Raw genomic sequence first — 25,042 nt, 5'->3', positions numbered from 1 at the left:
GTAATATGTCGATCCCGCTTTAATGCAAGAGTACATATTCCAAATAATAACAAAAACTTAACGGCCCGATTTTTATTAGGCTGTTTCTTTTTGATAAGCACGGTTTCCATAAATATAAGTCGCCTCAATATTACGGTCATCACCTAAAGTAAATAATGCAAACAGTGAATCTTCAACAGATTTGGATTTAGACTGACGAAGTTGCTGTAGTGCAGTTGGCTTAAGGTTGAGTACAACAAAGTCTGCTTCTTTACCAATGTTGAAATTGCCTAACTGGTCATGCAAATCAAGTGCTTTTGCTCCGCCTAAAGTTGCATGATAAAGCGCTTCATAAGCTGAAAGTTTATCGCCTTGTAACTGCTGGACCTTATAAGCCTCGTTAACAGTTTGCAGCAAACTAAACGATGTACCAGCGCCGATATCTGTACCTAAACCTACTTTCACTTGTTTTTCCCAAGTTTTCTTCAATGGGAATAAACCACTACCTAAAAACAGATTTGAAGTTGGGCAAAATGCGATAGCTGACTGCGTATCATGCATACATTGCCATTCTTCATCTTCTAAGTGAACACAATGCGCAAACACAGAACGTTTACCAGTTAGACCGTAATGTTGATAGACATCTAAGTAGCCCGCTTGTTCTGGAAATAAAGATTTCACCCAAGCAATTTCATCTTTGTTTTCGCTTAAATGAGTATGTACATAAACATCTGGAAACTCTTGTTTTAACTGCCCTGCTCTTTCTAACTGTTCAGGTGTAGACGTTGGTGCAAAACGTGGGGTAATCGCATATAGAGCACGGCCCTTGCCATGCCATTTTTCAATGAGTGATTTGGTGTCGCTGTAAGCCGTTTCTGGTGTGTCGCACAGCGCTTCAGGGGCATTTCGGTCCATGAGTACCTTACCAGCAATTAAACGCATTTGAACGCGTTCTGCGGCTTCAAATAAGGCATCAACTGATTCAGGATGAACCGTACAGAAAACTAGTGCTGTGGTTGTACCATGCTTTAAAAGTTCCTGAACAAAGAACTGAGCAATTTCATTTGCATATGCTTTGTCTTGAAACTGGATTTCAGTTGGAAAAGTATAGGTATTAAGCCAGCTTAAAAGTTGCTCGCCGTAAGCTCCCACCATTTCGGTTTGCGGAAAATGAATATGGATATCAATAAATCCGGGTACAATCAATTGTTCTGGGTAATGTTGGACCTCAACTCCCGCAGGAAGATGCACTTGAGCTTCTTCCCATGTACCAAACCATTTGATTTTTCCATGTTCACTAATCAATACACCATCTTCTAAATAACGCACTTGATTTGGAATATCAGTGGGCTCAGAGACGGTTTGTTGGATATCTAAAAAACGACCACGCACAACGGTGGTATTTGCGATCAATGACATGGAAAGCCTTTATATTTTCACTTTTTTCGATTGATTGTACCCCACTTAGCCAATATTTAAACGGTATAACGTTTACTTAGTCCCCATTCAGCCAAAATCCGTCGATAAGTTGTTGATGAACGGTCTGCTTCAAAATGTGCTTCCATCATTAAATCAAGTGGCAGGTCTTCAGGCTTTTGTGATTCGACCATATCTTGGTCTTCTGCAAAAATTTGGGCATTAAATGCATATACCTTTTCTAAATCGCCTGTTTGATCAAAGTTACGGGTAAGTGGAACAAATAAACGGGTTTTATTGCTTGAGATAGGACAGCAGGCATTTAAGATTTTTAAGACCCCACCTTCTGGAAAATTGACCGTAAGCACAGCTGAAAAAGGCGGATAGACATCAAAAGTGCGCTTCCATAAAAAGCCTTCTGGTTCGAGATGTTTTAGCTCGTGCGGATAGTTACTGACATTGCTGATATAGACTGTTTTTAAGCCATAACTAGTACGTTCAGTATGATATTTGGGTACGACAGGGTTCTCACGATTCGCAAAAGCATTGTGATGTACCCATGCAAAATGTGCGACATCGATAAACCCTTCAAGTTGGCGTCCGCTAGACCCACCAATATCGACAAAAGGTGGCAAAATTGATTGATGCTCAGCATGCTCCCAAGTATCTAATACAGGAATATTGGCTTGAGTAACGTCACGACTGTGAATACTGGTCCAAATCAGACCATATCGTTGCACGACTGGAAATTTGGTTAGAGAAAAACGGTCAGAAATTTTGGTTAACTCTGGTTGAGCGGGTATTTGGGTACACTTCCCTTCGGTGTTATAGCGTAGACCATGATAGGGGCACACAATTTCTTCACCATCCACCCACCCTTTGGTTAAAGGCACACCACGATGTGGACAAATGTCTCGGACTAAATGAATCTCTCCACTTTCTGTCTTATACAGAGCCATATTGACGTCTAATAAAGTCACTCGTTGCGGTGCAGTAGAGATGTCTTGAATACGCGCAACCGGATACCAGTGAGTAGATAAAATTTCCCAATCTTTTGCATCAAAACTGCTGTTACACGGCATAGATAGCGGCGTTAAAGTTGGAATAGCATTCATGGCATCGCTCCTTAAAAAAATCAGGGCTCTCGCGAGCCCTTAAAATCTAGGCTTTTTTCTTTTTAGGAAATGCAAAGAGCTTGCCAATCTTGATTTTTAATAAAAAATAAGAATAAAAGTATTAAATTACATAAGATTAAGTCATTAATTTTTTAAATTTTTGTTCTAATTTCGCTTTGAAAAATGAAAGTTTATTATTCGTTATATACTTAAAATGCACTGATTAATCGCAAGTAAAGCCCAATAAAAAAGCACTTTTAAAGTGCTTTTTTATGTAGAACCCTTGATACGAGGAATTACGACTGCAACTGCTTTTTGTTGTGTCGTAAAGAGAGATAAGCAGTGATTGCTAACACTATTACGATAAAGCTTAACGAGATCCAGATTGGCATGTGGAATACATCAAGTAACAACATTTTTGCACCAATGAACAATAAGATGATGCCTAAGCCATACGGTAAGTAATGCAGTTTAGAAGCAGCGCCAGCAAGCAAGAAGAACATTGCGCGTAAACCTAAAATTGCCATTAAGTTCGCTGTTAAAACAATAAACGGATCGCTTGTTACTGCGAAAATAGCAGGAATTGAGTCTACTGCGAAAATCACGTCTGAAGCTTCAACCAAAATCAAAACTAGAAATAACGGCGTTGCCCACAATAAACCATTTTGACGTACAAAAAATTTGTCACCTTCAAGCTGTGGTGTAATACGCATGTGCTTACGTAACCATTTTAGAGCTTTAATGTCTTCAATATTGGGTTCTTCTTCTTGGCCTTTTAAGAATTTGAAGCCTGTATATACTAAGAACGCACCAAAGATATAAAGCACCCAAGAAAACTCTTGAACAAACCACGCACCAATAAAGATAAAAAGAGTACGTAATACGATTGCGCCTAATACGCCGTAGAGCAAAATTTTACGTTGTAGTGCAGCTGGAATAGCAAACGCTGCAAAAATCATTAACCAGACGAAAACGTTGTCAATTGCGAGGGACTTTTCGAGTAAGTAACCTGCGAAGTATTCCATTGTTTTTTGATTTGCTAAGGTCACACCAGCAGTTTGCTGTAGATACAACCATAAACCACCACCAAATAACATCGCGACGCTTACCCACGCCACACTCCAGTAAGCAGCTTGCTTAATTGAGACATCTTGGCCTTGTTTTTGTTTAAAGCCTAAGAAGTCTACTAAAAGCATGACAATGACAATGCCAAAGAATGCTATATACAGCCATAAATTGCCGATCGATTCCATAAATCCTCCTCACATCCGGCAATTGGGCATAAAAAAACCTCGACCAGTTGCCAGATGAATTAAACATCTATATCAACATGATCAAGGTCTTGCCTACATCATGAATTTCACGATGCTCAGATACCGACTTTTTAATAAAAGTGTATTGACGATATCTGACACATAACATTGCTGTTATGTTTGGAGGAGGCTACTCCCCTTGTCAAACTAAATTCTGTATTGGATAAAACATATCCAATTTCACATAGAATGGCAGATTTTTTTATATTAAGCAACTGAACTTAATGTCATGGTTTTAATATAAAAAAAGATCTACGGATTATTTAATCAAACCGCGGTCTAAAAGCGGTTTGCATATAATCTGGTAAAGGTGAATAAAGAATGCAGTCAAACTTGTACCGTAAGCATTCCAGAAGTAATAACCTGCCGTATTGACCAGAAGTGCGACAATAAAAGCCCCCAACATATCTAAAGGGAAATGCACACCTAAATAAATGCGTGACCATGCCACCACAAATGACAAAAATAAAAGAATGATTCCAATTATTTTGCGCTGAGCAAACAAATAAGACAGAGCGATGGTGCTGAAAATCAGCATATGATTACTGGGAAAAGACGCTGTTGGCGCATGTTCAATAAACGTGGTACCGACACCCATCACAAACGGTCTGGAGTGATGGTAAAACAGAGAGATAACGTAACCTGCTAAAAGCGATATGCAGGTTAAAAATACAGACTTAATGACTCTATTTTTTAAATCTTGATCACCATAGAACCATAAAAATGTAAGGATGAATAAAAGAATATAGAGGAGATCATTAGCAAAAAAGATAGCAAGACGAATGATAAATTGACTCGCATCCTGAGCCCCATTAATAACATGGAATAAGCTTAGGTTGAGTGTTTCTAAAGACATTCATATTCCAAACAAGAACAAAAACGTGGGCTATGATAAAGAATTAAGCCTATTGTCTTGATAAAGAATTGTCACAAAAATGAAATATAGTTTGTTTGTGAGTAAAGATTAAACAGCAGGTCTAGATATTTTTTAATGCGTGTTCTGGGCATTAATATTAAAGTGTTAACGTGTTGGCACTTTATTCGAGAACGTTATTTTATGACTACTCAAGAAAAACAGAAAAAATTAAGTTTGAGGCCCCTATCTCCAAGAGATCCAGAACAGCCGCATAGAGCAGCGACTCCCCTCGAATTATTGTTCGATTTAATTTTTGTGGTCGCGATTGCCACAGCAGGTCAGCAGTTACATCACGCGATTATTGAAAATCACCTATGGCATGCGTTACCAAGCTACCTAATGGTATTTTTTGCGCTGTGGTGGGCATGGATGAATTTTTCGTGGTTTGCTTCAGCTTACGATAACGATGATGCATTGTATCGATGCCTTACCTTTGTACAGATTGTGGGGTCATTGGTGATGGCCGCAGGTATTCCTGATGTATTTCGTAGTCAGGATTTTGACATCATCATTATTGGTTATGTGATCATGCGCATGGCACTCGTTACCCAGTGGTTACGTGCAGCAAAACATGATCCTGAGCGGCGAATTACTGCGTATCGCTATGCTGTAGGTATTGTATTAGTTCAGGTGGGTTGGCTCGTTGCTAATTTTGGACAAATGCTATCTGTTCCTTTATTTTTATTTCTGGTTGCGATGGAGTTATTTATTCCTATCTATGCAGAAAAATATTCACCAACGCCGTGGCATCCGCATCATATTGTAGAACGCTATGCCTTACTCACGATTATTGTTCTGGGTGAATCAATTGTCGGTAGTTTTAATGCTATACGTGACGCCTTAGCCGCTCAGTCAATGAATATCCCTGCCGTTTTCTTAATGATCGGTGGATTGATGCTGATGTTCGCAATGTGGTGGGCTTATTTTGATCGTAGCGAACAACACTATCATTTTAAGGGGGTACGTCCTTTTGTTTGGGGGTATGGCCATTATTTTGTTTTTGTCAGTATTGCTGCAGTGGGGGCTGCGCTTGCTGCCGCTGTAGATGTTACCACCCATCATGCCCATATTTCCGATTTATATATGGGAGTAGTGGTTGCCGTGAGTGTGGTTCTCTATACCACCTGTATTTGGGTACTATACGAGTTTGAATGTTTAACGGGAATCAGCAAATGGTTCTACCCGATCACCGCGCTCATTATTTTATGTATTCCGTTTATTTGTAATAACGTGGGATATAGCGTTTTTGCGATGGGGATTATCTATAGTTTACGTTTAATCGTTTCTAATAGATTTATGGCTAATATAGAGCCAGAAAAAGTTTAAAAATAATTGATATAAAAAAACGGGTTTCAATTTGAAACCCATTTTTTTTATTGAATCATCTGAAGCGGAAGTTAAGCAGCTTTTGCTTTTAATGCGCTCATGAGTTTTTGATGTAAGCCACCAAACCCACCGTTAGACATAATCACAACGGCATCGCCCTCACCTGCTTTATTGACAATACGCTCAATAATTTCATCAAGAGAGCGGCTCACTTGAGCATGGTTAGAAGCAGCTTCAATCACAGGTTGTAAATCCCAATCTAAGCCTTCTGGCTGATACCAGATGACTTCATCTGCTAAGCGTGCTGAATGTGCCAAGCCATCTTTATGACTGCCCATACGCATTGTATTTGAACGTGGTTCAATAATGGCCCATAAACGGCGTTCACCTAAGCGTTTACGTGCGCCATCTAAAGTGGTGTCAATTGCAGTTGGGTGGTGAGCGAAGTCATCATAAACCTCAATACCATTGACTGTACCGAGCAACTCCATACGACGTTTTACGCCGCCAAAGTTAGACAAAGCTTCACAAGCTTGTTCAAGCGTAACACCTACATGTTGAGCGGCTGCAATCGTTGCCAAAGCATTCGCTACGCTATGTTGCCCTGTCATGGTCCATTTAACTTCGCCAACGACATTGCCATTTTCGAGTACTTTAAAATGGCTGCCATCAATTGAGATTAATTCAGCAGATAAAGCAGCTTTTTCATTCGCTTCTAAACTTGTGCGAATCACTGGTGTCCAGCAACCCATTTCAAGCACTTCATCAATATGAGTTTCAGTAATCGGCGCAATAATACGGCCTTCACTTGGAATGGTACGCACAAGATGATGGAACTGCTTTTGAATCGCTGCTAGGTCATCAAAAATATCGGCATGGTCAAATTCAAGGTTGTTTAAAATCGCCGTTTTTGGATGATAATGAACAAACTTAGAACGTTTATCAAAGAAAGCAGAGTCATATTCATCGGCTTCAACGCAGAAGTATTTTCCACCGCCTAAACGAGCGCTTTCGCTAAAACCAAGTGGAACACCACCAATTAAAAAGCCTGGATTTAAACCAGCCTGATCAAGTACCCAAGCCAGCATGGTGGTAGTCGTGGTCTTACCATGAGTACCTGCTACACCAAGTACATGTTTACCTTGTAAAACGTGATCGGCAAGAAACTGAGGACCAGAAATATATGGCAAACCTTCGTTAAGCATATATTCCACGGCATCAATACCACGTTTCATGGCATTGCCGACAATGACTAAATCTGGATGCGGTTGTAAATGACTACGGTCGTAGCCTTGCATGAGGGTAATGCCTGCGTTTTCTAACTGGGTAGACATTGGTGGGTAAACGTTTGAATCGGAACCGGTTACCTTATGTCCTAAATCACGAGCTAAAAGTGCTAAAGAGCCCATAAAAGTGCCACAAATACCCAAGATATGCAGATGCATTGCTCGCCTTCTCCACTGCTTTTGTACACAATATTCATATGAATAACTGTGTGTGCATTATTGATAAATTTGCCAGCAACGATAGCAAGGCTAAACTCGAAAAGATAGTCAAAAATCGTTGTTGTTCTATGTGTTTGAGGGCCTGACAAAAGCGCATCTTTATTTTTGGGATTTAAGCTGAATTACAGTTTTATCTTTTATAATATTTTGATCCATATTAATACTTAAATCATCGTGATGATGAAGGATGTGCCTTTGAGCCCAACGGTTTTAGCTTTTGCTTTCTTAATTATTTCTAACTGCTTTATGACACTTGCATGGTATGGGCATCTTAAATTTTTGCATCATGCTCCACTCTGGCAAGCGATTTTATTCGGTTGGATTATAGCCCTGCTTGAATATAGTTTTATGATTCCGGCAACTCGTATGTTGAGTGCACAAGGTTGGTTACTCGGCGAAATGAAAATTACACAGGAAGTGGTCACACTGATTGTGTTTGTACCCTTTATGCTTTTCTTATTTAAACAACCATTTAAACTGGATTATTTGTGGGCGATGGTATGTTTATTTGGTTGCGTCTACTTCGTATTTAGAAGCCAGTAAGCTGCAATGACTTGCGTGGAATGATTTATTCTATTTGATCACAAGCCCTGCTCTTCTAAATGCCTGATTATCTTGCAGGATCTTTAAATAATATTAATAAAATTTGAGAAAGTGTCATTGTTAAACCATGACATTATTTTGACGAGATTAAAAATATTCGCAGAGCTGGTCAGTTAAATTTTCGTGAGATGAAAAATCAGTCTATAATAATGGGCTTCCGAACCATTTAAAACTTGGCTCTCGTCGAGATTTATCTTCTTTTACTTATGTCTCTGGAACATTAGCAATGAATGCGGCCGCAGCACAAGACGCTCAACCTCTCGTTGGAATTATTATGGGTTCTCAATCTGATTGGGCAACTCTCGAAAACACAGCCAATATGCTTAAACAGCTTGGTGTCCCATTTGAAGCGGAAGTGGTATCTGCTCATCGTACTCCAGATCGTTTATTTGAATATGCAGAAACTGCGCGTGATCGCGGTATTCAAGTGATTATTGCCGGTGCAGGCGGTGCAGCGCATTTACCTGGAATGTGTGCCGCAAAAACTGATTTACCAGTTTTGGGTGTGCCAGTTAAATCATCAATTTTAAATGGCGTAGATTCTTTGCTTTCAATCGTACAAATGCCAGCTGGTATTGCAGTGGGTACTTTAGCGATTGGTCCAGCCGGTGCGACAAATGCTGCAATTATGGCGGCACAAATCTTAGGTTTAACTCGCCCTGAAATCGCAAAAAATGTTGCTGATTTCCGTGCTGCGCAAACTGATAAAGTTGCAAGCAAAAATATTCCGGGTCAGGTGTAAGAGGCTGAGATGGATAAAACTATCGGTATTTTTGGTGGTGGGCAACTGGGCCGAATGATGGCTCAAGCAGCGTTACCATTAAATATTCAATGTACTTTTTTTGAAGCAAATACAGATTGTCCTGCAGGTGTTCTAGGTCAAGTCTTTTCTAGCCAAGATGAGCAAGGCTTAAAGCAGTTTATTGAAAGTGCTGATGTTTTTAGTCTTGAGTTTGAAAATACGCCCGTTGAAGATGTGGATGTTTTAACACAAACCAAAGCATTGCACCCTCCCCGTATTGCTTTAGCAACTGCGCAAAATCGTTTGTCAGAAAAAGCATTGTTTGATGAGCTTACTATTCCTGTAGCGCCGTATCGTGCTGTAGATAGTCTAGAAGGCTTGAAAAAGGCTGTTGCTGAGCTTGGTTTACCGATTGTGCTTAAGACTGCAACTGGTGGATATGACGGTAAAGGTCAGTTTGTACTTCGTTCAGAAGACCAGATTGATACGGCGTGGGCTGAACTTGGTCCTGCAAAAAGTTTAGTTGCCGAAAGCTTTGTTAAATTCTCTCGTGAAGTTTCAATTATTGCGGTGCGCGGCCAAAATGGTGAAGTAAAAACTTGGCCACTGGCTGAAAATCACCATCATAATGGCATTTTATCGCATTCAATTGTTCCAGCACCGAATAGCGAAGCTTTGCAACCTGTGGCTCAAGACTACATTACTCGTTTGTTGAATCACCTCAACTATGTTGGTGTGTTAACTCTAGAGCTATTTGTGACAGAACAAGGCTTATGTGCAAATGAGATGGCACCGCGAGTGCATAACTCAGGTCACTGGTCCATTGAAGGCGCTGTTTGTTCTCAGTTTGAAAACCATATTCGAGCTGTTGCAGGTCTACCATTGGGTTCAACAGATGTTGTTCGCCCAACGGTTATGATCAATATTATTGGTCAGCATCCTAAAACTGAAGATGTACTTGCCTTAAATGGTGCTCATCTACATCTTTATAATAAGTCTGAACGTGCTGGCCGTAAGTTAGGCCATATCACTTTAATGCCTGTGGATAGTAATGAATTGACGACGTTATGCCGTCAATTGGCAGAAATTTTGCCAGAACCACTCGCTTTAACAGCAGATATGACCCTCTAAAATATTTCTAATTCTCTAAAAAGCGATCTTCGGATCGCTTTTTTTATCTTTTAAATTTAAAAAATAATAAATCATGGGTAATTTTTTTTGTGGATAACTTTTTATAGAAATTTTTGAATTTAAATATTGATGGTGTTTTTAAATTTAAAAAGTGGAACCTGATTATTTTGAATTTAAAGTTAGTTATCCACAAGGGAGTTTTGTTTATAGCTGGTGAAAGAGCTTATGGCTTTTGAATTCAAAACCGATGGTGCTTGCTGAAGTGTTTTAAATTTAAAATAATGTGGCAAGTTTAAATTTAAAACATGGCGTGATTTTTGAATTTAAAAATATAGATTATTCGATTAGTTGGACTTCTTGTGTCATAAAGGCTGATGAAATATAGAATGTAATCAATGAATAGTGTTGTTTTTGCCTGATTGTGGATAAGTTTATCCACAGAAACGCCTGCGTTATAGTTTAAATTTAAAGTAAGACTTTTGAATTTAAACTATAAGCTATTATTTTGAATTCAAAACTAGTGATGTGCATGGGGGAAGTTTTAAATTCAAAATAAAGTGGGAAATTTGAATTTAAAACACTGGAAATGAATTTAAAGAAGAGATTATGAATTCAAATTTACGTTTTCTCTCTGAAATTTTAGACTCATAATGGTATGGTACTTAAAAATTTAAATTCAAAAATTGAAACTGGGATAATATGCGACGTTTTTCTTGTATTGTTGGCTCTGTATTTTTAGCAATGACTCAGGCTCAAGCAGAGCTCGTAATTAATGGTTCTACAATATCTAGCAATGCTACTGTTCCAGTAGTAACTAGCGAAGATTATACGCCTAATAATAATTTCCAAAGTTGTTTGGCAAACTTACGTTCTCAAGCAATTGCTGCGGGAGTCTCGGGAACAACTTATGACCGTTATACTCAAAACTTAACTCCAGATTATTCAGTGATTGATAAATTAAATTATCAACCAGAATTTTCGACACCAATTTGGGATTATCTTTCTGGCTTAGTCGATGAAGAGCGTGTTGAGCTCGGAAAACAAAAACTGGCGCAATATCGCGATGTTTTAAATCGTGCTTCTCAAACCTACGGCGTGCCACCTGAAACAATTGTGGCAGTGTGGGGTGTAGAAAGTAATTTTGGTGATATTTCTGGAAAATATCCTTTATTACAAGCACTCGGGACTTTAAGTTGTGAAGGTCGTCGACAAAGTTATTTCCGTACTGAATTTTTTGCCACCATGCGTATTTTACAGCGCGGTGACTTAACCGAAGATCAATTGAAAGGTTCTTGGGCTGGGGCATTTGGACATACGCAATTTATGCCATCGACCTATGAACGTTTAGCTGTTGATTTTGATGGAGATGGTCGTCGCGATTTAGTATCGAGTACCGCAGATGCATTGGCATCAACGGCTAATTTCTTAAATAAAGCCGGTTGGCAAACAGGAATGCCATGGGGTTTTGAAGTAAAAGTTCCTCAAGGCATGTCAATTGATGGAGAAGGGCGACGCTCAAAGAAAGCATTAAGTAGCTGGAGTGCACGAGGGGTAACTCGAATTGACGGCTCTCCACTTGTCCAAGGAGCTTTATCTGGCAGTACTTCGGCAGGTTTAATGGCACCGGCAGGTGTAAATGGTCCAGTATTCTTAGTATTTAAGAATTTTGACGCTATCTACAGTTATAACGCTGCGGAAAGTTATGGTCTTGCAATTGCTCATTTATCTGATCGTTTAAAAGGCGCTCGTCCTTTTGCAACATCTTGGCCAACTGATGATCCAGGAACTTCACGCGCGGAACGTCGTGAAATCCAACAGTTTTTGCTTAATCGCGGTTACGATATTGGTGCGGTTGATGGTCTTATTGGGGATAAAACCCGTGTGGCTATTCGTCAGGAGCAAACTCGTTTAGGTTTAAATCCAACAGGGCGTGCAGGGCAACAAATCTTACGCGCATTCCGTCAAGAACAGGCCCAAAAAATGATGCAATAAACTGAAAATAATAAAAAAGGTCTGCATATGCAGACCTTTTTTATTAAATGCTTGTATAAGATTGCTAATCTAATTTAACCGCTTCTAAAATATCAAAAATAACTGAAGTGACATCTTGGCTTAAATCTCGATCATTAAAGATTTCATACGCAGTGATTGTAACATCTGTATCACTTGGTAATTGCTTTTGTTCTTCTTCAATTAAATGTTCAATCGGTAACAGAGTCTGTTTCACTTCAAGATGTAGAATATCTTTATATTCAATATTTTCATCTTCAAGCTCAATTTCATGCTCATTGAAAAAGGGGATTAGAATAGAATGAAGATACGGTTTGATTTCAATAATATCAAACAGTTCAATATCACGTGTTTGTTCAATTGTGCTGATATGATCATTTACTTCAATCAGGATATGATAGTAACTCATCTTCATCTCCATTCTATTTTCGTTAGCTCTTATAACCACAATAACATGACTTTGATATGAATTTCGATGTATCTAATTAGAAATAGATACATCATTTTATATCAAGTTCTTAATTATTGAGGTAAAGCACTTAATAGATCACGATCAGCATCTGTAAGACCGGTGACTTTTCTGTCACCATCTTTACGTACTGAGTACATCAATGCATTTGGTTGATCGCTGTGTTTTAAGCCAAGTGCATGTCCTAACTCATGAGCAATTGTTAAACGTAAATCATCAATAGATTTAAACTCATAAATCACAATCTGTTTGCCGTTATAGATACCTTTTTTAAAGACATCAGCTTGAGCATTTTGCTTAAATTGGTTCAATGAATTATTGAACTCATTGTTAATCTGATTAAAGTGCGTAACTTTGACATTTAAATCTTTAGCTTGCTCATTATATGCAGCAATTTCTTTCTTTAAAGCAACAGTTTGTTTTTGCAAATCTTTCTGAGTTTTAGCCAAAGATTTAGCACTGTATTCAGGTGCTAATTTGCCTTGGTTAAGCTGCATCATTTGCTCGTCAAGATTTTTCAATTTGCCATTCAAAATCTGCTTTTTATTTTCAAGGTCAGATTGAGTTTGGCCAAGAGTTTGTTTCAATTGCTTAATTTTTTGTTGTTCATCAATTACACGTTGCTGTTCTTGCTGAAACTGAGCTGCAATTTTTTGACGCTGTTCAGAACGACTTTGGCTATTATCGTAAACTAGACGGATTTCTAACTTTGCATTTAGATCATAAGTAAAATAATCCTGACCAGTGCCTTGTTTCCAAATATCCGCAGCTTGTTGACTAATCTGAATCAATTGGTCTTGGCTTAAACCAAAACGTGGGTCAATTTCAGCAATTTTATAAGTCAGATGCTGACCCACTTTTTGCTGGATTTGAGTATTAGCTGGAGTAGCAAGATTAGCATTAGCCTGAAAATTTGAAAAAGCAAAGGCTACGCCTAGTAACAAAGATGTTAAACGCATAATTGACGGGGGAGATTTTAAAAAAAACGTATTATAAGAATATAGAGTGAAAAATCAATCAAAAAATGTACAATTCCGAGAAATAAATGAGACTTTAGTCTCATTATGTTTTACCAAATGCCAAATTATTTTTTAGAAAAAATTCAGTATATTTAGTTTTATTTAGTTTTTTTAATTATTTAACTTTAATGATTTCCCTCAATTGAACTATAACTAGAGCCTAATAGCTCTAAATCTGAATCTGTTAATTTGAAATTATAGATATCTTGCTCTTTTAAACGGGGGTACATTAAAGATTTAGGATCCGTGGTATGTTTTAGTCCTAGAGCATGACCAAACTCATGAGCAAGGGTCAAACGTAAATCATTTAAAGAGGCATAACCATAAATTTGAATTTGGTTTTTGCTAAATAAGCCTTTATGAAAGGGCTGAATACTGGTTTTTTGCTCTAGCTTAAATTGTGTCATTAAAGTTGTTAAATCACTTTGCTCTTGATTTAGTTTTTTAATTTTTGTATTAAGTAATTGAATTTTAAGGTTTAAATTATTTGATTCGTTTTGCAGATTTCCAGACTTTTGCTGTAATTCATTTTGCTGCTCTTTTAACTCACCGGCATGATAGTATCGATGTTCCCCTTGATTAAAGCGTGTTACGTCTCGTTGATATTGCTCAAACTCAGCTTTTAGGCTGATCTTTTTTTTGCTTAAATCTGATGATAGCTGATCAACTTCTTGTTTGTTTAAAACAATTTCTTCATTTTTAATGCGCCATTGTTCCTGCTTTTGCATGAGTGAATTCAAATTTTCCTGTTGCTCGCTTTTCATCATTTGATGATCATCATAAATTAAGTTAATTGATAACTCTGCTTCAGGATCATAAATAAAATAGCTTTTTCCAGTCTCTTTGTGCCAGATTTCGGCAGCTTGTTGGCTAACTTCAATAAATTTTTCTTGAGTTAATTGAAACCGTGGATCAATAAAAGCAATTCGATACTTTAAAGGTTGATTAGATAAACCCCTTGGTAGATTACTTTGAGCAAAAATCGTTGTTTGAAAGCCTATGCATAAACATAAGCTCAATCCCCACCATAGAATTTTTTTCATGGCAAAATAAAAAATATAAATAAAATCTTATTGTTAGCTACTTAATTTAATTCGTCAAAATGATAAAAAGTACAGGAGAGTGGGAGAGCTTTGTGATCTTGGTAGAAAAATTTAAAAAGATGTTTTTAGACTTGGCAATAATGGAATAATTACTGGAATAAGTAACAGTGTATTTTAGTTTATAAAATCTTTTTTATAATGAATAGATTAGTTTTTATGATTGACTTTTTTGACACTAGAAAATTTAAAAATATATTTAAAAACCTATTGTTATTTTTTGTAACCAATAAAAAACCGCGCCTAAGCGCGGTTTTTTATTAAAGAAACAAATTATTTTTTGTCATCTTTAACTTCAGTAAACTCTGCATCTACAACGCCATCATCAGCTTTTTGTTGACCTGCATCGCCACCTTGGAATGCATTTGGATCAAAGCCTTCTGCACCACCAGCTTGCTGTGCTTGTTCATAAGCACGTTGAGTGATAGGCATTAAGATGTTTTGTAAAGCTTCAGTTTTAGCTTTGATATCTTCAACATCATTTTCTTTGGTTGCTAATTCAAGTTCAGAAACCGCAGTACTTACAGCTGTTTTTTCATCTTCAGTAACTTTATCACCAAGATCTTTAACTGCTTTGTTCGAGCTTGAAATCAATGCATCAGCTTCGTTACGAGCTTTTGCAAGTTCTTCAAACTTACGATCTTCTTCAGCATTCGCTTCAGCATCTTTAATCATTGCTTCGATTTCAGCATCAGACAAACCTGAGTTCGCTTTAATCTGGATCGATTGCTCTTTACCAGTGCTCTTATCTTTAGCAGATACTTTCAAGATACCATCAGCATTGATGTCGAAAGATACTTCAATTTGTGGCACACCGCGTGGAGCAGGTGGAATGTCGCCTAATTGGAAGTTACCCAACAATTTGTTTTGTTGAGCCATCTTACGTTCACCTTGGTAAACAGAAATGTCTACAGCAGGCTGGTTGTCAGCAGCAGTAGAGAACACTTGTGATTTCTTCGCAGGAATCGTCGTGTTTTTCTCAATGATTGGTGTTAATACACCACCCATTGTTTCAATACCTAAAGTTAATGGTGTTACGTCTAATAAAAGAACGTCAGTTTTGTCACCAGACAATACTGCACCTTGAATCGCAGCACCGATTGCAACTGCTTCGTCAGGGTTCACGTCTTTACGTGGCTCTTTACCAAAGAATTCTTGTACTTTTTGTTGTACAAGTGGCATACGAGACTGACCACCAACCAAGATTACGTCAGAGATGTCAGAAGTCGAAAGACCAGCATCTTTAAGCGCAATGCGGCAAGGCTCAATTGTGCGAGCAACTAAATCAGCAACTAAACCTTCAAGTTTTGCACGAGTTACATTGATCACTAAGTGTTTAGGACCAGTCGCATCAGCAGTGATATATGGAAGGTTGATTTCAGTTGCATTCGATGAAGAAAGCTCGATTTTTGCTTTTTCAGCAGCTTCTTTCAAACGTTGTAACGCAAGTGGATCATTTTTCAAGTTCACACTTTGTTCTTTCTTAAATTCTTCAACCAAGAATTCAATTAACGCGTTATCAAAGTCTTCACCACCAAGGAAAGTATCACCATTTGTTGATAACACTTCGATTTGTTGGTCGCCATCAAGGTCTGCGATTTCAATGATTGATACGTCAAAAGTACCACCACCTAAGTCGTAAACAGCAATTTTACGATCGCCTTCTTTTTTGTCCATACCGAACGCAAGTGCAGCAGCAGTTGGTTCGTTAATGATACGTTTAACGTCTAAGCCAGCGATTTTACCCGCATCTTTAGTTGCTTGACGTTGAGCATCGTTAAAGTAAGCAGGAACAGTAATAACTGCTTCAGTTACTGTTTCACCTAAATAATCTTCTGCAGTTTTCTTCATCTTTTTCAAGATTTCAGCAGAGATCTGTTGAGGCGCTAATTTTTTGTCGTTTACTTCAACCCAAGCATCACCATTGTCAGCTTTGATGATTTTATAAGGTACAAGACCGATGTCTTTTTGTACCGCTTGATCTTCATAACGACGACCAATTAAACGCTTAATAGCGAATAATGTATTTTTCGGGTTAGTTACTGCCTGACGCTTAGCACTTTGACCCACTAAGATCTCACCATCTTTATAAGCGATGATCGATGGAGTTGTACGTGTGCCTTCAGCGTTTTCGATTACTTTTACTTTATCGCCTTCAAGTACAGCAACGCATGAGTTGGTAGTACCTAAGTCAATACCAATAATTTTTGCCATGTGACTTTTTCCTCAAAAATTCTTTTGCAATGTTTTTGCTTGTTATCCGATATGAGAGTGAATCTATTTTTTTCAAGCGTTTTAGCTAAAAAAAATCTAAAAACTCTCAAAAATTTGTCTATTGACCGACCATAACCATAGCAGGGCGCAATAAGCGGCCATTTAAGGTATAGCCTTTTTGTAAAACAGTACCGATTTCATTCGCTTTAGCATTTGGATCAATACCAACTGCTTGATGTAAATCTGCATTGAAACCATTTTTAGTGTCAGCTTCTACAACGCCAAATTTTTCAAGCGCAGTTAAAAGCGACTTCAACGTTAATTTGATACCTTCAAGTACTGGTGTTTCTTCATTACCCGCCGCTTGAATTGCGCGCTCTAGATTGTCTACAGAATCCAATAATTCTTTTGCAAATTTTTCAAGCACAGTTTCTTTGTGCTTTTCAGACTCACGTTGAATACGCTCTACACTTTTCTGTGCTTCGTAGACAGCATTGGCTGTACGTGCTTTTTCAAGTTTCAGACTTTCTTCTAATTTAGTGATTTGCGCTTGTAAAGATTCAACGGTAACGTCGTTTGCTTGCTCTACACCTTCAGCCTGAGTTTGCTCATTAGATTGCTCTGCTTGCTCGTGTTGAATGTCTTGAGCTTGCTCGTTTTGCTCATTAGCCATTGATGATCTCCGTTTAAATGGGTTTTTAAACATGTACAGTCCTTTTGGCATCAGCATTTACTGGGTAAAACCTGAACTGCCATGCATATGCTGTAATTCATTAATAGGGATGAAGTATGGGCATTGCCTAAAAATTCAAGCGTACACGGCAATTTAAAACTTTTAATTTTGCGGTTTTAAGTAAAAATCTAAATTTTCGATCATAAAAGCAATAAATTCCTGCGTTATTTTGGGTAAATGTTGTCTTGATGCATATACCACTGACAGACTTAATTCCGGAGCCGAAAAGTTTTTAAATAGAGGAACTAGAAGTTTTTCTTTTAAATCTTTCTTAACTAATAGTGAGGGCAACATTGCCACACCTTGGGCATGTATACACATGTCATAAACAGCATTTACATCATTACTTTTAAAGGTCACGTTTAAAGGATAATTCTGCGGTTGTTGTTCTTCATCAAAAAGAGTCCAGTATTGATGCTGGCTATGGTGAGTTAAACATTCATATTGAATAAGTTGTCTTGGGTGAGAGAGGGGGCTGTGCTCTTTTAAATAGTCAGGATGAGCACAAAATACCGATTCAATCTGACAGACTGGTCTAGCAATTAATCCATCTGCAACTTTTTGCGTTATACGCAAGGCTAAATCGACCTGTGCATCAATCAAGTCAATTGTATTTTCAGTAAGATATACGTCAAATTGAATATGTGGATGCTGCTTTTTAAATTGACGAATACATTCCCCAACACCTAATTGAAATAAAAATAAACCACAGGTAAAGCGAATCGTACCGTTATGTTGTTCAGGTGCCGCCAGCTCTTGTAGAAGTTGTTGTTGTTGTAAAATATTTTCGCAGTAGAGTAGGGCTTTTTCACCGGCTGGAGTGAGAGATATTTTTCGGGTATTTCTTTGAAATAGTCGAGTTGAGAATGTGTGCTCTAGGTGCTCAAGATAGCGAGAAACCATGGCGCGGGAATAATTAAGATGTTCGGCAGCTTTAGTTAAATTGCCATGTTGAGCAATAGAAACAAAGACGTGTATGGCTTTTAACGTATCCATATGCTTTATCATTATTACAATATATGCAACAGTTTATCTTAATTTAGTGCATTTATCTTACAGAGATTGCAATTTAAAGTATTCCTCATGAAATTGGAGAATACATAATGAAATTTTTTAAATTAACTGCTTCAGCCCTAGCAACTGCCACAGCTTTGACAATGGCTTCCTCAGCTTTTGCGCAAGATCTAAAAATCCAAAGTTTTCTGGCTAAACCCGAACATTTTGGCGTGACTTCTACTTTAATTGAAGGCGATAAAGAAGTTTTATTGGTTAATGCGCAATTTTCAAAATCTGAAGCATTACGTATTGCTGCCGACATTATCGATAGCGGTAAAACGCTCAAGACAATTTTCGTAAGCTATGGCGATCCAGATTATTACTTTGGCTTAGATGTATTTAAACAATACTTCCCAAATGTACAAATCATCGCGACGCCTGAAACTGTTAAACATATTCAAGATACTCAAGCGCTTAAAGTGAAATATTGGGGCCCACAAATGGGTGCAAATGCTCCTAGCCAAATTATTGTGCCTCAAGCTTATACTGCTAAAACTTTAAAGCTGGAGAATGAGTCAATCGAGATTAAAGGTAAGAAAGAACTTACTTATTTATGGATTCCTTCTTCTAAAGCAGTAGTAGGTGGTATTCCAGTATCTTCAGGCATTCATTTATGGATGGCAGATACACCAAAAGTTAAAGACCGTAATGAAGTGATTCAAACTCTAGAAAGCATTAAAGCACTTCAACCTCAAACAGTTGTTCCTGCTCATATGGTTGAAGGAGCTCCACAAGGTTTAGATGCGGTTAACTTTTCGATAGATTATCTCAAAAGCTATGAGAAAGCGGCTAAAGTAAGTAAAAATGCGAGTGAGCTGAGTCAACTCATGCAAAAACAATATCCAACATTAAAAAGTGTGGATAGCCTGGAGTTAGGTGCAAAAGTTGTAAAAGGCGAGATGCAGTGGCCGTAATTTAAATCGAAATATCGTAAATTTGTAGAGAAGCCGTGGTGTATACTCGGCTTTTTTAATGGAAACAGGAATTTTTAAGCAAAAAACCTCTGTAACATTCTACGCACCTTATATAGCGTTTCTATAAATAGAATTTTTTTGAGTAGGGTAAAAGGCTCAGATCAAAATTGAAAATTGATAAAATTAAACAAAAGCTTAAGTTGCTATCTTTATATAAAAGATAGAGCTAAGAGTGGGAAAGTGAATTTAATAAAAAATTGCACAATTTGTACTTCTATTACTACAAAAGACAACCAATGATACGCACGCCAGAAAAAAAAATTGTGAATTATAGGCAGCGCGAAGATGATCTTTGCATTTAAGTGTTTGTCGTAATGAAAGGAAAGCGATTATGAAAAAATTAGGTCTTATCTCTGTAGTACTTGCTGGTGTTGCTTTTACAGCTGTTGGTTGTGCATCTGAAGCTGGTTTAAATGCATCAGGTTCTGCTCAAACAAGTGCTAGCCCATCTGGCGTACAAGCTGGTGTAGGTGTTGATGCTGGCGTTTCTGGCCAAGCGCAACCAGGTCAAGTTGATGCTGGCGCTTCAGGTTCAGTTTCAGGCTCTGCAACTGCTCAGTAATTCTTAGCGATAAGAACATTTAAAAGATTATGGAATACATATATTCAAGATGCCGGTTTATATATGAAATGAGCTGCTACTCATTATTCTATAATTAAGAGAATTTAGATGTCTCAAAAAAGCCCCAAAAGACTTAACTTCTTGGGGCTTTTTATATAGTAATGAATTTAGTCATCATGACGAGAATCTCGGCGATTATGATCCCGATCTTCTACTCGTTTTTTATCCCATTCGTGGCGTCTTTTATCGTCATCACGGTGTTTTCTATCCTCGTCATGGCGTTTTTTATCCCATTCTTGACGATTTCGATCCTGTTCGCGAGCAACTCTTCGTTGTTGCTCATATATTCTTTGACGTTCTTCCCAGCGTTTCCGCTCCCAATCATTATATCGACGTCCATCATTGCGATCATAGCGATTAGTATCATGATCATGGTAACCATAACCACCACGATAAGAAGGGTCGTCTGTATAAGCCACACAGCCTACAGTTAAAAGACTGGTTGCTAATAAAGTAACAACTAGCTTTGTTGACATAATCGTACCTCTTTTTGTCTGTTAACAATAATTGGCAAAAAAGTCCTGTTTTAAGTGACAGATTTGTTAATGACATTTGCTTTAAATCAGATTAGCGTAATTTGGGTTTTACCTTTGTATCTTGATTACGTGAGTTGTATGCGAATATAGTCAAACAACAACAGAATTCTGTAGAAAATATGAAGGATAAGAGGAATTCATGGAGATAGGCATGACAGCATTCAATCAAAAAATTCAAACATTGCTAGAAAAAGGCCAAGGGCCCGCTGCTCGAGCTCTTGATAAGTTACCTCGATTAGCTCAAGAATCACTTGCCAAAATTCTTGGATATTCTTATCAATATCCAGATCTCGACTCATTTACTAAATGTATGATGGCTGTACAAATTAAACAGGGTCGTGTCGGTTTTATTGGCTCAGATCCAATTGAATCTAGAAGGCTGTTCGATACTCAAATGCTGGCTATACGCCAGAAATCAACTGATATTGATTCAGTAGAAGATATTCGTTTACCTCTCCAAAGCGGAACTGTTTTCGCGAGACACTATCATCCGGCACCTAATAAAAAATTACCTCTTCTTGTTTTCTACCATGGGGGAGGGTTTGTTGTAGGTGGTTTAGATACTCATGATGAGGTTTGTCGTATATTGGCAAAATATGCAAAAGTACAAGTCCTCAGTATCGATTATCCTCTTGCGCCTGAGGTTTCACCTCAACATTTAATCCAATCCTGTGAAGATGCTTTGGCTTGGGTATATCAAAATCGTAGACAATTAAAAATATTAAAAGGTCGAATTGCGGTAGCGGGGGATAGTGCAGGTGGAAACATCAGTACCGTCGTGGCTCAAAGATCAGTAAATAAACCTTATGCTCCTCAGGCCCAACTTCTCATTTATCCTGCAGTTGATTTCAAGAGCCGACATCCTTCCTTCTATGCCTATAACGAAGGATTAGTTTTGACGGATAACGATATCAATAATGTCACTCAATATTATGCAACCCAGCATAACGTAGAACTAGATGATCCTATTATTTCTCCAACCTATGGCAATTTGAAGAAGAATCCTCCAGCTTTTGTGATTACTGCTGGGCATGATGTATTACATGATGAAGGGAAAATCTATAGCTATAAGCTACGCCAAAATGGTGTCAAAATGCATTATGAAGAATATTCAGATCAAACTCATGGTTTTATAAATTTGACGCCTATTTCTAAAAAGGCCAAACGTTACACTATTGAGCTCAGTAAAAACTTTAGAAAATTTTGGGATAAAAATAGCTAAATAAAAATTTGGTCCATGTTTCACGTGGAACGTGGACTCATACACAAATCTAAAATATAAGGCTTTAAATAAAAGATAATAAATACTCACTAGAATTCTTTTATATAGACGATTAAATTTAACCTTTATCAAGTTTTGCATTTTATTGTAGGAATATATGAAAAAATTATTAGTGCTATGTTGCTTGGGTTTAAGCAGTCATTCTGTCTGGGCTGACACTTTAGTTGAAATGCAAACAAATTTAGGCAACATAGAAATACAACTTTATGATGAGAAAGCCCCAATTAGTGTGAAGAATTTTAAAACCTATATAAAGTCGAACTTTTATAAAGATACGATCTTCCATCGCGTAATTCCTGGTTTCATGGTGCAGGGTGGTGGACTTACTGCAAATATGCAGGAAAAGACAACCCGAGCACCAATCAAAAACGAAGCTGGAAATGGAATTGCTAACACCCGTGGAACTTTAGCAATGGCTCGTACTGCAAATCCTGACTCTGCTACTAGTCAATTCTTTATTAATGTTGCAGATAATAGTTTTCTAAATCGTTCGGCTGGTAACGCAGGTTATGCAGTTTTCGGAAAAGTAATTAAAGGAATGGATGTGGTTGACCGTATTGTAAAGGTACCTACAACCAATGATGGCATGCATCAGAACGTTCCTAAACAACCTATTAAAATAATAGAAGTGAAAATCAAAAAAGAATAAAAATAAACTATTTATATATTTTTGTTAAATATCAGCAACTTAAATTAATATTTTTACTTTTTTTGATTTTAGTTGGGTGAAAAAGAATCGATCAAGCACATATATTTAGAAAAGTGCTTGCGTACCAATTTTTTTTCCCTATAATGCACTCATCCCGACGCGATACATGAGAATATCTTAGCTTACAGGGTTAAGATGAAAAGCTTAGTATTGTGTTGAATTCTGTCTCTGACGAAGAGCAGAAAGATCATTAAGAAATTATGAAGAACAACTTGTGTGGATTTTTACTGATTGATTGATCGAAATATTATCATTGATTGATTGGTTTAACTTACTCGAAGTTTATTTGAGCGAAATTTAAGTCAGAAAATTGATGAGCCAGAATTGGCACCTTGTCTTTAATAAGGTGCAAAATGATTTTTAACTGAAGAGTTTGATCATGGCTCAGATTGAACGCTGGCGGCAGGCTTAACACATGCAAGTCGAGCGGAGTGATGGTGCTTGCACTATCACTTAGCGGCGGACGGGTGAGTAATGCTTAGGAATCTGCCTATTAGTGGGGGACAACATTTCGAAAGGAATGCTAATACCGCATACGTCCTACGGGAGAAAGCAGGGGATCTTCGGACCTTGCGCTAATAGATGAGCCTAAGTCGGATTAGCTAGTTGGTGGGGTAAAGGCCTACCAAGGCGACGATCTGTAGCGGGTCTGAGAGGATGATCCGCCACACTGGGACTGAGACACGGCCCAGACTCCTACGGGAGGCAGCAGTGGGGAATATTGGACAATGGGCGCAAGCCTGATCCAGCCATGCCGCGTGTGTGAAGAAGGCCTTATGGTTGTAAAGCACTTTAAGCGAGGAGGAGGCTACTTTAGTTAATACCTAGAGATAGTGGACGTTACTCGCAGAATAAGCACCGGCTAACTCTGTGCCAGCAGCCGCGGTAATACAGAGGGTGCAAGCGTTAATCGGATTTACTGGGCGTAAAGCGCGCGTAGGCGGCTAATTAAGTCAAATGTGAAATCCCCGAGCTTAACTTGGGAATTGCATTCGATACTGGTTAGCTAGAGTGTGGGAGAGGATGGTAGAATTCCAGGTGTAGCGGTGAAATGCGTAGAGATCTGGAGGAATACCGATGGCGAAGGCAGCCATCTGGCCTAACACTGACGCTGAGGTGCGAAAGCATGGGGAGCAAACAGGATTAGATACCCTGGTAGTCCATGCCGTAAACGATGTCTACTAGCCGTTGGGGCCTTTGAGGCTTTAGTGGCGCAGCTAACGCGATAAGTAGACCGCCTGGGGAGTACGGTCGCAAGACTAAAACTCAAATGAATTGACGGGGGCCCGCACAAGCGGTGGAGCATGTGGTTTAATTCGATGCAACGCGAAGAACCTTACCTGGCCTTGACATAGTAAGAACTTTCCAGAGATGGATTGGTGCCTTCGGGAACTTACATACAGGTGCTGCATGGCTGTCGTCAGCTCGTGTCGTGAGATGTTGGGTTAAGTCCCGCAACGAGCGCAACCCTTTTCCTTATTTGCCAGCGAGTAATGTCGGGAACTTTAAGGATACTGCCAGTGACAAACTGGAGGAAGGCGGGGACGACGTCAAGTCATCATGGCCCTTACGGCCAGGGCTACACACGTGCTACAATGGTCGGTACAAAGGGTTGCTACCTAGCGATAGGATGCTAATCTCAAAAAGCCGATCGTAGTCCGGATTGGAGTCTGCAACTCGACTCCATGAAGTCGGAATCGCTAGTAATCGCGGATCAGAATGCCGCGGTGAATACGTTCCCGGGCCTTGTACACACCGCCCGTCACACCATGGGAGTTTGTTGCACCAGAAGTAGGTAGTCTAACCGCAAGGAGGACGCTTACCACGGTGTGGCCGATGACTGGGGTGAAGTCGTAACAAGGTAGCCGTAGGGGAACCTGCGGCTGGATCACCTCCTTAACGAAAGATTGACGATTGGTAAGAATCCACAACAAGTTGTTCTTCATAGATGTATCTGAGGGTCTGTAGCTCAGTTGGTTAGAGCACACGCTTGATAAGCGTGGGGTCACAAGTTCAAGTCTTGTCAGACCCACCATGACTTTGACTGGTTGAAGTTATAGAAAAGAAGATACAGAACTGATGATGTAAGCTGGGGACTTAGCTTAGTTGGTAGAGCGCCTGCTTTGCACGCAGGAGGTCAGGAGTTCGACTCTCCTAGTCTCCACCAGAACTTAAGAGAAGTTCGGATTACAGAAATTAGTAAATAGAGATTTAGATCTTAGTTTATTAACTTCTGTGATTTAAGTATCACGGTATTAAGCATGACCTGACG

At 38.6% G+C, this 25,042-nt stretch carries 20 protein-coding genes, 2 tRNA genes, 1 rRNA gene and 1 pseudogene; 12 read left to right on the top strand and 12 right to left on the bottom strand.

Annotated features, from left to right (window positions below):
* Window positions 1–75 precede the first annotated feature (75 nt).
* The 4 genes from guaD to MMY79_RS19340 all read right to left on the bottom strand — a co-directional run bounded on the left by guaD (window position 76) and on the right by MMY79_RS19340 (window position 4,679).
* Window positions 76–1,398 carry a guanine deaminase gene (guaD, locus tag MMY79_RS19355; RefSeq protein ID WP_252611066.1) on the bottom strand — a complete coding sequence of 441 codons (1,323 nt, stop codon included), beginning with the start codon at window positions 1,396–1,398 and terminating at the stop codon, window positions 76–78.
* A 56-nt stretch (window positions 1,399–1,454) separates the two neighbouring features.
* Complete coding sequence (locus MMY79_RS19350) at window positions 1,455–2,510, bottom strand: aromatic ring-hydroxylating dioxygenase subunit alpha (protein WP_252611064.1); 1,056 nt, start codon at window positions 2,508–2,510, stop codon at window positions 1,455–1,457.
* 296 nt (window positions 2,511–2,806) lie between these two features.
* Window positions 2,807–3,763 (bottom strand): TerC family protein, encoded by a 957-nt coding sequence (locus tag MMY79_RS19345; RefSeq protein ID WP_252611062.1) that lies wholly within the window; start codon window positions 3,761–3,763, stop codon window positions 2,807–2,809.
* Between the two features lie 319 nt (window positions 3,764–4,082).
* Complete coding sequence (locus MMY79_RS19340; RefSeq protein ID WP_252611059.1) at window positions 4,083–4,679, bottom strand: phosphatase PAP2 family protein; 597 nt, start codon at window positions 4,677–4,679, stop codon at window positions 4,083–4,085.
* Between the two features lie 135 nt (window positions 4,680–4,814).
* Here MMY79_RS19340 and MMY79_RS19335 point away from each other — a divergent pair, with 135 nt between their 5' ends.
* A complete protein-coding gene (locus MMY79_RS19335) occupies window positions 4,815–6,065 on the top strand; it encodes a low temperature requirement protein A (protein ID WP_252611057.1) in 1,251 nt (416 codons plus the stop codon).
* A gap of 71 nt (window positions 6,066–6,136) precedes the next feature.
* Here MMY79_RS19335 and mpl read toward each other — a convergent pair whose 3' ends face one another.
* On the bottom strand, window positions 6,137–7,510 hold the full coding sequence (gene mpl, locus MMY79_RS19330) for a UDP-N-acetylmuramate:L-alanyl-gamma-D-glutamyl-meso-diaminopimelate ligase (RefSeq protein ID WP_252611055.1): 1,374 nt from the start codon (window positions 7,508–7,510) through the stop codon (window positions 6,137–6,139).
* 240 nt (window positions 7,511–7,750) lie between these two features.
* On the opposite strand from mpl, the gene MMY79_RS19325 reads away from it, so the two are divergent.
* The 4 genes from MMY79_RS19325 (at window position 7,751) to MMY79_RS19310 (ending at window position 12,038) form a co-directional block, all read left to right on the top strand.
* A complete protein-coding gene (locus MMY79_RS19325; protein WP_252613588.1) occupies window positions 7,751–8,113 on the top strand; it encodes a DMT family protein in 363 nt (120 codons plus the stop codon).
* Window positions 8,114–8,399: 286 nt separating this feature from the next.
* Window positions 8,400–8,915, top strand: a complete 516-nt coding sequence (purE, locus tag MMY79_RS19320; protein WP_002115451.1) for a 5-(carboxyamino)imidazole ribonucleotide mutase — start codon at window positions 8,400–8,402, stop codon at window positions 8,913–8,915.
* A 9-nt stretch (window positions 8,916–8,924) separates the two neighbouring features.
* The gene (locus MMY79_RS19315) at window positions 8,925–10,046 is read left to right on the top strand and encodes a 5-(carboxyamino)imidazole ribonucleotide synthase (RefSeq protein ID WP_252611052.1); all 1,122 of its coding nucleotides are present in this window, start codon (window positions 8,925–8,927) and stop codon (window positions 10,044–10,046) included.
* Window positions 10,047–10,745: 699 nt separating this feature from the next.
* A complete protein-coding gene (locus tag MMY79_RS19310; protein ID WP_252611050.1) occupies window positions 10,746–12,038 on the top strand; it encodes a lytic murein transglycosylase in 1,293 nt (430 codons plus the stop codon).
* 64 nt (window positions 12,039–12,102) lie between these two features.
* Here MMY79_RS19310 and MMY79_RS19305 read toward each other — a convergent pair whose 3' ends face one another.
* From MMY79_RS19305 to MMY79_RS19280, 6 genes and pseudogenes are all read right to left on the bottom strand, one after another.
* On the bottom strand, window positions 12,103–12,477 hold the full coding sequence (locus MMY79_RS19305) for a hypothetical protein (RefSeq protein WP_080645631.1): 375 nt from the start codon (window positions 12,475–12,477) through the stop codon (window positions 12,103–12,105).
* 101 nt (window positions 12,478–12,578) lie between these two features.
* Window positions 12,579–13,588 (bottom strand): annotated as a pseudogene (locus MMY79_RS19300) (M57 family metalloprotease).
* 81 nt (window positions 13,589–13,669) lie between these two features.
* Window positions 13,670–14,587, bottom strand: a complete 918-nt coding sequence (locus MMY79_RS19295; RefSeq protein ID WP_252611046.1) for a matrixin family metalloprotease — start codon at window positions 14,585–14,587, stop codon at window positions 13,670–13,672.
* A 330-nt stretch (window positions 14,588–14,917) separates the two neighbouring features.
* A complete protein-coding gene (dnaK, locus tag MMY79_RS19290) occupies window positions 14,918–16,858 on the bottom strand; it encodes a molecular chaperone DnaK (RefSeq protein ID WP_003656004.1) in 1,941 nt (646 codons plus the stop codon).
* Window positions 16,859–16,976: 118 nt separating this feature from the next.
* Window positions 16,977–17,531, bottom strand: a complete 555-nt coding sequence (grpE, locus tag MMY79_RS19285; RefSeq protein WP_252611044.1) for a nucleotide exchange factor GrpE — start codon at window positions 17,529–17,531, stop codon at window positions 16,977–16,979.
* A gap of 162 nt (window positions 17,532–17,693) precedes the next feature.
* On the bottom strand, window positions 17,694–18,587 hold the full coding sequence (locus tag MMY79_RS19280) for a LysR family transcriptional regulator (protein WP_252611043.1): 894 nt from the start codon (window positions 18,585–18,587) through the stop codon (window positions 17,694–17,696).
* Between the two features lie 107 nt (window positions 18,588–18,694).
* Here MMY79_RS19280 and MMY79_RS19275 point away from each other — a divergent pair, with 107 nt between their 5' ends.
* Complete coding sequence (locus MMY79_RS19275; RefSeq protein ID WP_252611042.1) at window positions 18,695–19,561, top strand: MBL fold metallo-hydrolase; 867 nt, start codon at window positions 18,695–18,697, stop codon at window positions 19,559–19,561.
* 391 nt (window positions 19,562–19,952) lie between these two features.
* Window positions 19,953–20,183, top strand: a complete 231-nt coding sequence (locus MMY79_RS19270; RefSeq protein WP_000733015.1) for a hypothetical protein — start codon at window positions 19,953–19,955, stop codon at window positions 20,181–20,183.
* A 167-nt stretch (window positions 20,184–20,350) separates the two neighbouring features.
* Here MMY79_RS19270 and MMY79_RS19265 read toward each other — a convergent pair whose 3' ends face one another.
* Window positions 20,351–20,719: a hypothetical protein gene (locus tag MMY79_RS19265; protein WP_252611041.1), complete on the bottom strand. Its 369-nt coding sequence runs from the start codon at window positions 20,717–20,719 to the stop codon at window positions 20,351–20,353.
* Window positions 20,720–20,930: 211 nt separating this feature from the next.
* Between MMY79_RS19265 and MMY79_RS19260 the strand changes: the two genes are divergently transcribed.
* From MMY79_RS19260 to MMY79_RS19240, 5 genes are all read left to right on the top strand, one after another.
* On the top strand, window positions 20,931–22,001 hold the full coding sequence (locus tag MMY79_RS19260) for an alpha/beta hydrolase (RefSeq protein WP_252611040.1): 1,071 nt from the start codon (window positions 20,931–20,933) through the stop codon (window positions 21,999–22,001).
* Window positions 22,002–22,158: 157 nt separating this feature from the next.
* On the top strand, window positions 22,159–22,710 hold the full coding sequence (locus MMY79_RS19255; protein WP_252611039.1) for a peptidylprolyl isomerase: 552 nt from the start codon (window positions 22,159–22,161) through the stop codon (window positions 22,708–22,710).
* A 421-nt stretch (window positions 22,711–23,131) separates the two neighbouring features.
* A 16S ribosomal RNA gene (locus MMY79_RS19250) occupies window positions 23,132–24,669 on the top strand.
* A 59-nt stretch (window positions 24,670–24,728) separates the two neighbouring features.
* Window positions 24,729–24,805, top strand: a tRNA-Ile gene (locus tag MMY79_RS19245).
* Between the two features lie 56 nt (window positions 24,806–24,861).
* Window positions 24,862–24,937, top strand: a tRNA-Ala gene (locus MMY79_RS19240).
* Window positions 24,938–25,042 lie beyond the last annotated feature (105 nt).

The organism is Acinetobacter sp. XS-4 (assembly GCF_023920705.1).
In the GTDB taxonomy this organism is placed as follows: Bacteria; Pseudomonadota; Gammaproteobacteria; order Pseudomonadales; family Moraxellaceae; genus Acinetobacter.
This window is presented reverse-complemented; position numbering and strand designations above follow the sequence as displayed.

What these genes read in the sequence shown, in the direction of transcription:
- MMY79_RS19325 (WP_252613588.1), top strand. Translation starts at nt 7,751, where the DNA reads ATGAAGGATGTGCCTTTGAGCCCAACGGTTTTAGCTTTTGCTTTCTTA.
- MMY79_RS19255 (WP_252611039.1), top strand. Translation starts at nt 22,159, where the DNA reads ATGAAAAAATTATTAGTGCTATGTTGCTTGGGTTTAAGCAGTCATTCT.
- guaD (WP_252611066.1), bottom strand. Translation starts at nt 1,398, where the DNA reads ATGTCATTGATCGCAAATACCACCGTTGTGCGTGGTCGTTTTTTAGAT.
- MMY79_RS19260 (WP_252611040.1), top strand. Translation starts at nt 20,931, where the DNA reads ATGACAGCATTCAATCAAAAAATTCAAACATTGCTAGAAAAAGGCCAA.
- dnaK (WP_003656004.1), bottom strand. Translation starts at nt 16,858, where the DNA reads ATGGCAAAAATTATTGGTATTGACTTAGGTACTACCAACTCATGCGTT.
- MMY79_RS19345 (WP_252611062.1), bottom strand. Translation starts at nt 3,763, where the DNA reads ATGGAATCGATCGGCAATTTATGGCTGTATATAGCATTCTTTGGCATT.
- MMY79_RS19295 (WP_252611046.1), bottom strand. Translation starts at nt 14,587, where the DNA reads ATGAAAAAAATTCTATGGTGGGGATTGAGCTTATGTTTATGCATAGGC.
- MMY79_RS19270 (WP_000733015.1), top strand. Translation starts at nt 19,953, where the DNA reads ATGAAAAAATTAGGTCTTATCTCTGTAGTACTTGCTGGTGTTGCTTTT.
- MMY79_RS19275 (WP_252611042.1), top strand. Translation starts at nt 18,695, where the DNA reads ATGAAATTTTTTAAATTAACTGCTTCAGCCCTAGCAACTGCCACAGCT.
- MMY79_RS19310 (WP_252611050.1), top strand. Translation starts at nt 10,746, where the DNA reads ATGCGACGTTTTTCTTGTATTGTTGGCTCTGTATTTTTAGCAATGACT.
- mpl (WP_252611055.1), bottom strand. Translation starts at nt 7,510, where the DNA reads ATGCATCTGCATATCTTGGGTATTTGTGGCACTTTTATGGGCTCTTTA.
- MMY79_RS19340 (WP_252611059.1), bottom strand. Translation starts at nt 4,679, where the DNA reads ATGTCTTTAGAAACACTCAACCTAAGCTTATTCCATGTTATTAATGGG.
- MMY79_RS19335 (WP_252611057.1), top strand. Translation starts at nt 4,815, where the DNA reads ATGCGTGTTCTGGGCATTAATATTAAAGTGTTAACGTGTTGGCACTTT.
- purE (WP_002115451.1), top strand. Translation starts at nt 8,400, where the DNA reads ATGAATGCGGCCGCAGCACAAGACGCTCAACCTCTCGTTGGAATTATT.
- MMY79_RS19315 (WP_252611052.1), top strand. Translation starts at nt 8,925, where the DNA reads ATGGATAAAACTATCGGTATTTTTGGTGGTGGGCAACTGGGCCGAATG.
- MMY79_RS19350 (WP_252611064.1), bottom strand. Translation starts at nt 2,510, where the DNA reads ATGAATGCTATTCCAACTTTAACGCCGCTATCTATGCCGTGTAACAGC.
- MMY79_RS19265 (WP_252611041.1), bottom strand. Translation starts at nt 20,719, where the DNA reads ATGTCAACAAAGCTAGTTGTTACTTTATTAGCAACCAGTCTTTTAACT.
- grpE (WP_252611044.1), bottom strand. Translation starts at nt 17,531, where the DNA reads ATGGCTAATGAGCAAAACGAGCAAGCTCAAGACATTCAACACGAGCAA.
- MMY79_RS19280 (WP_252611043.1), bottom strand. Translation starts at nt 18,587, where the DNA reads ATGGATACGTTAAAAGCCATACACGTCTTTGTTTCTATTGCTCAACAT.
- MMY79_RS19305 (WP_080645631.1), bottom strand. Translation starts at nt 12,477, where the DNA reads ATGGAGATGAAGATGAGTTACTATCATATCCTGATTGAAGTAAATGAT.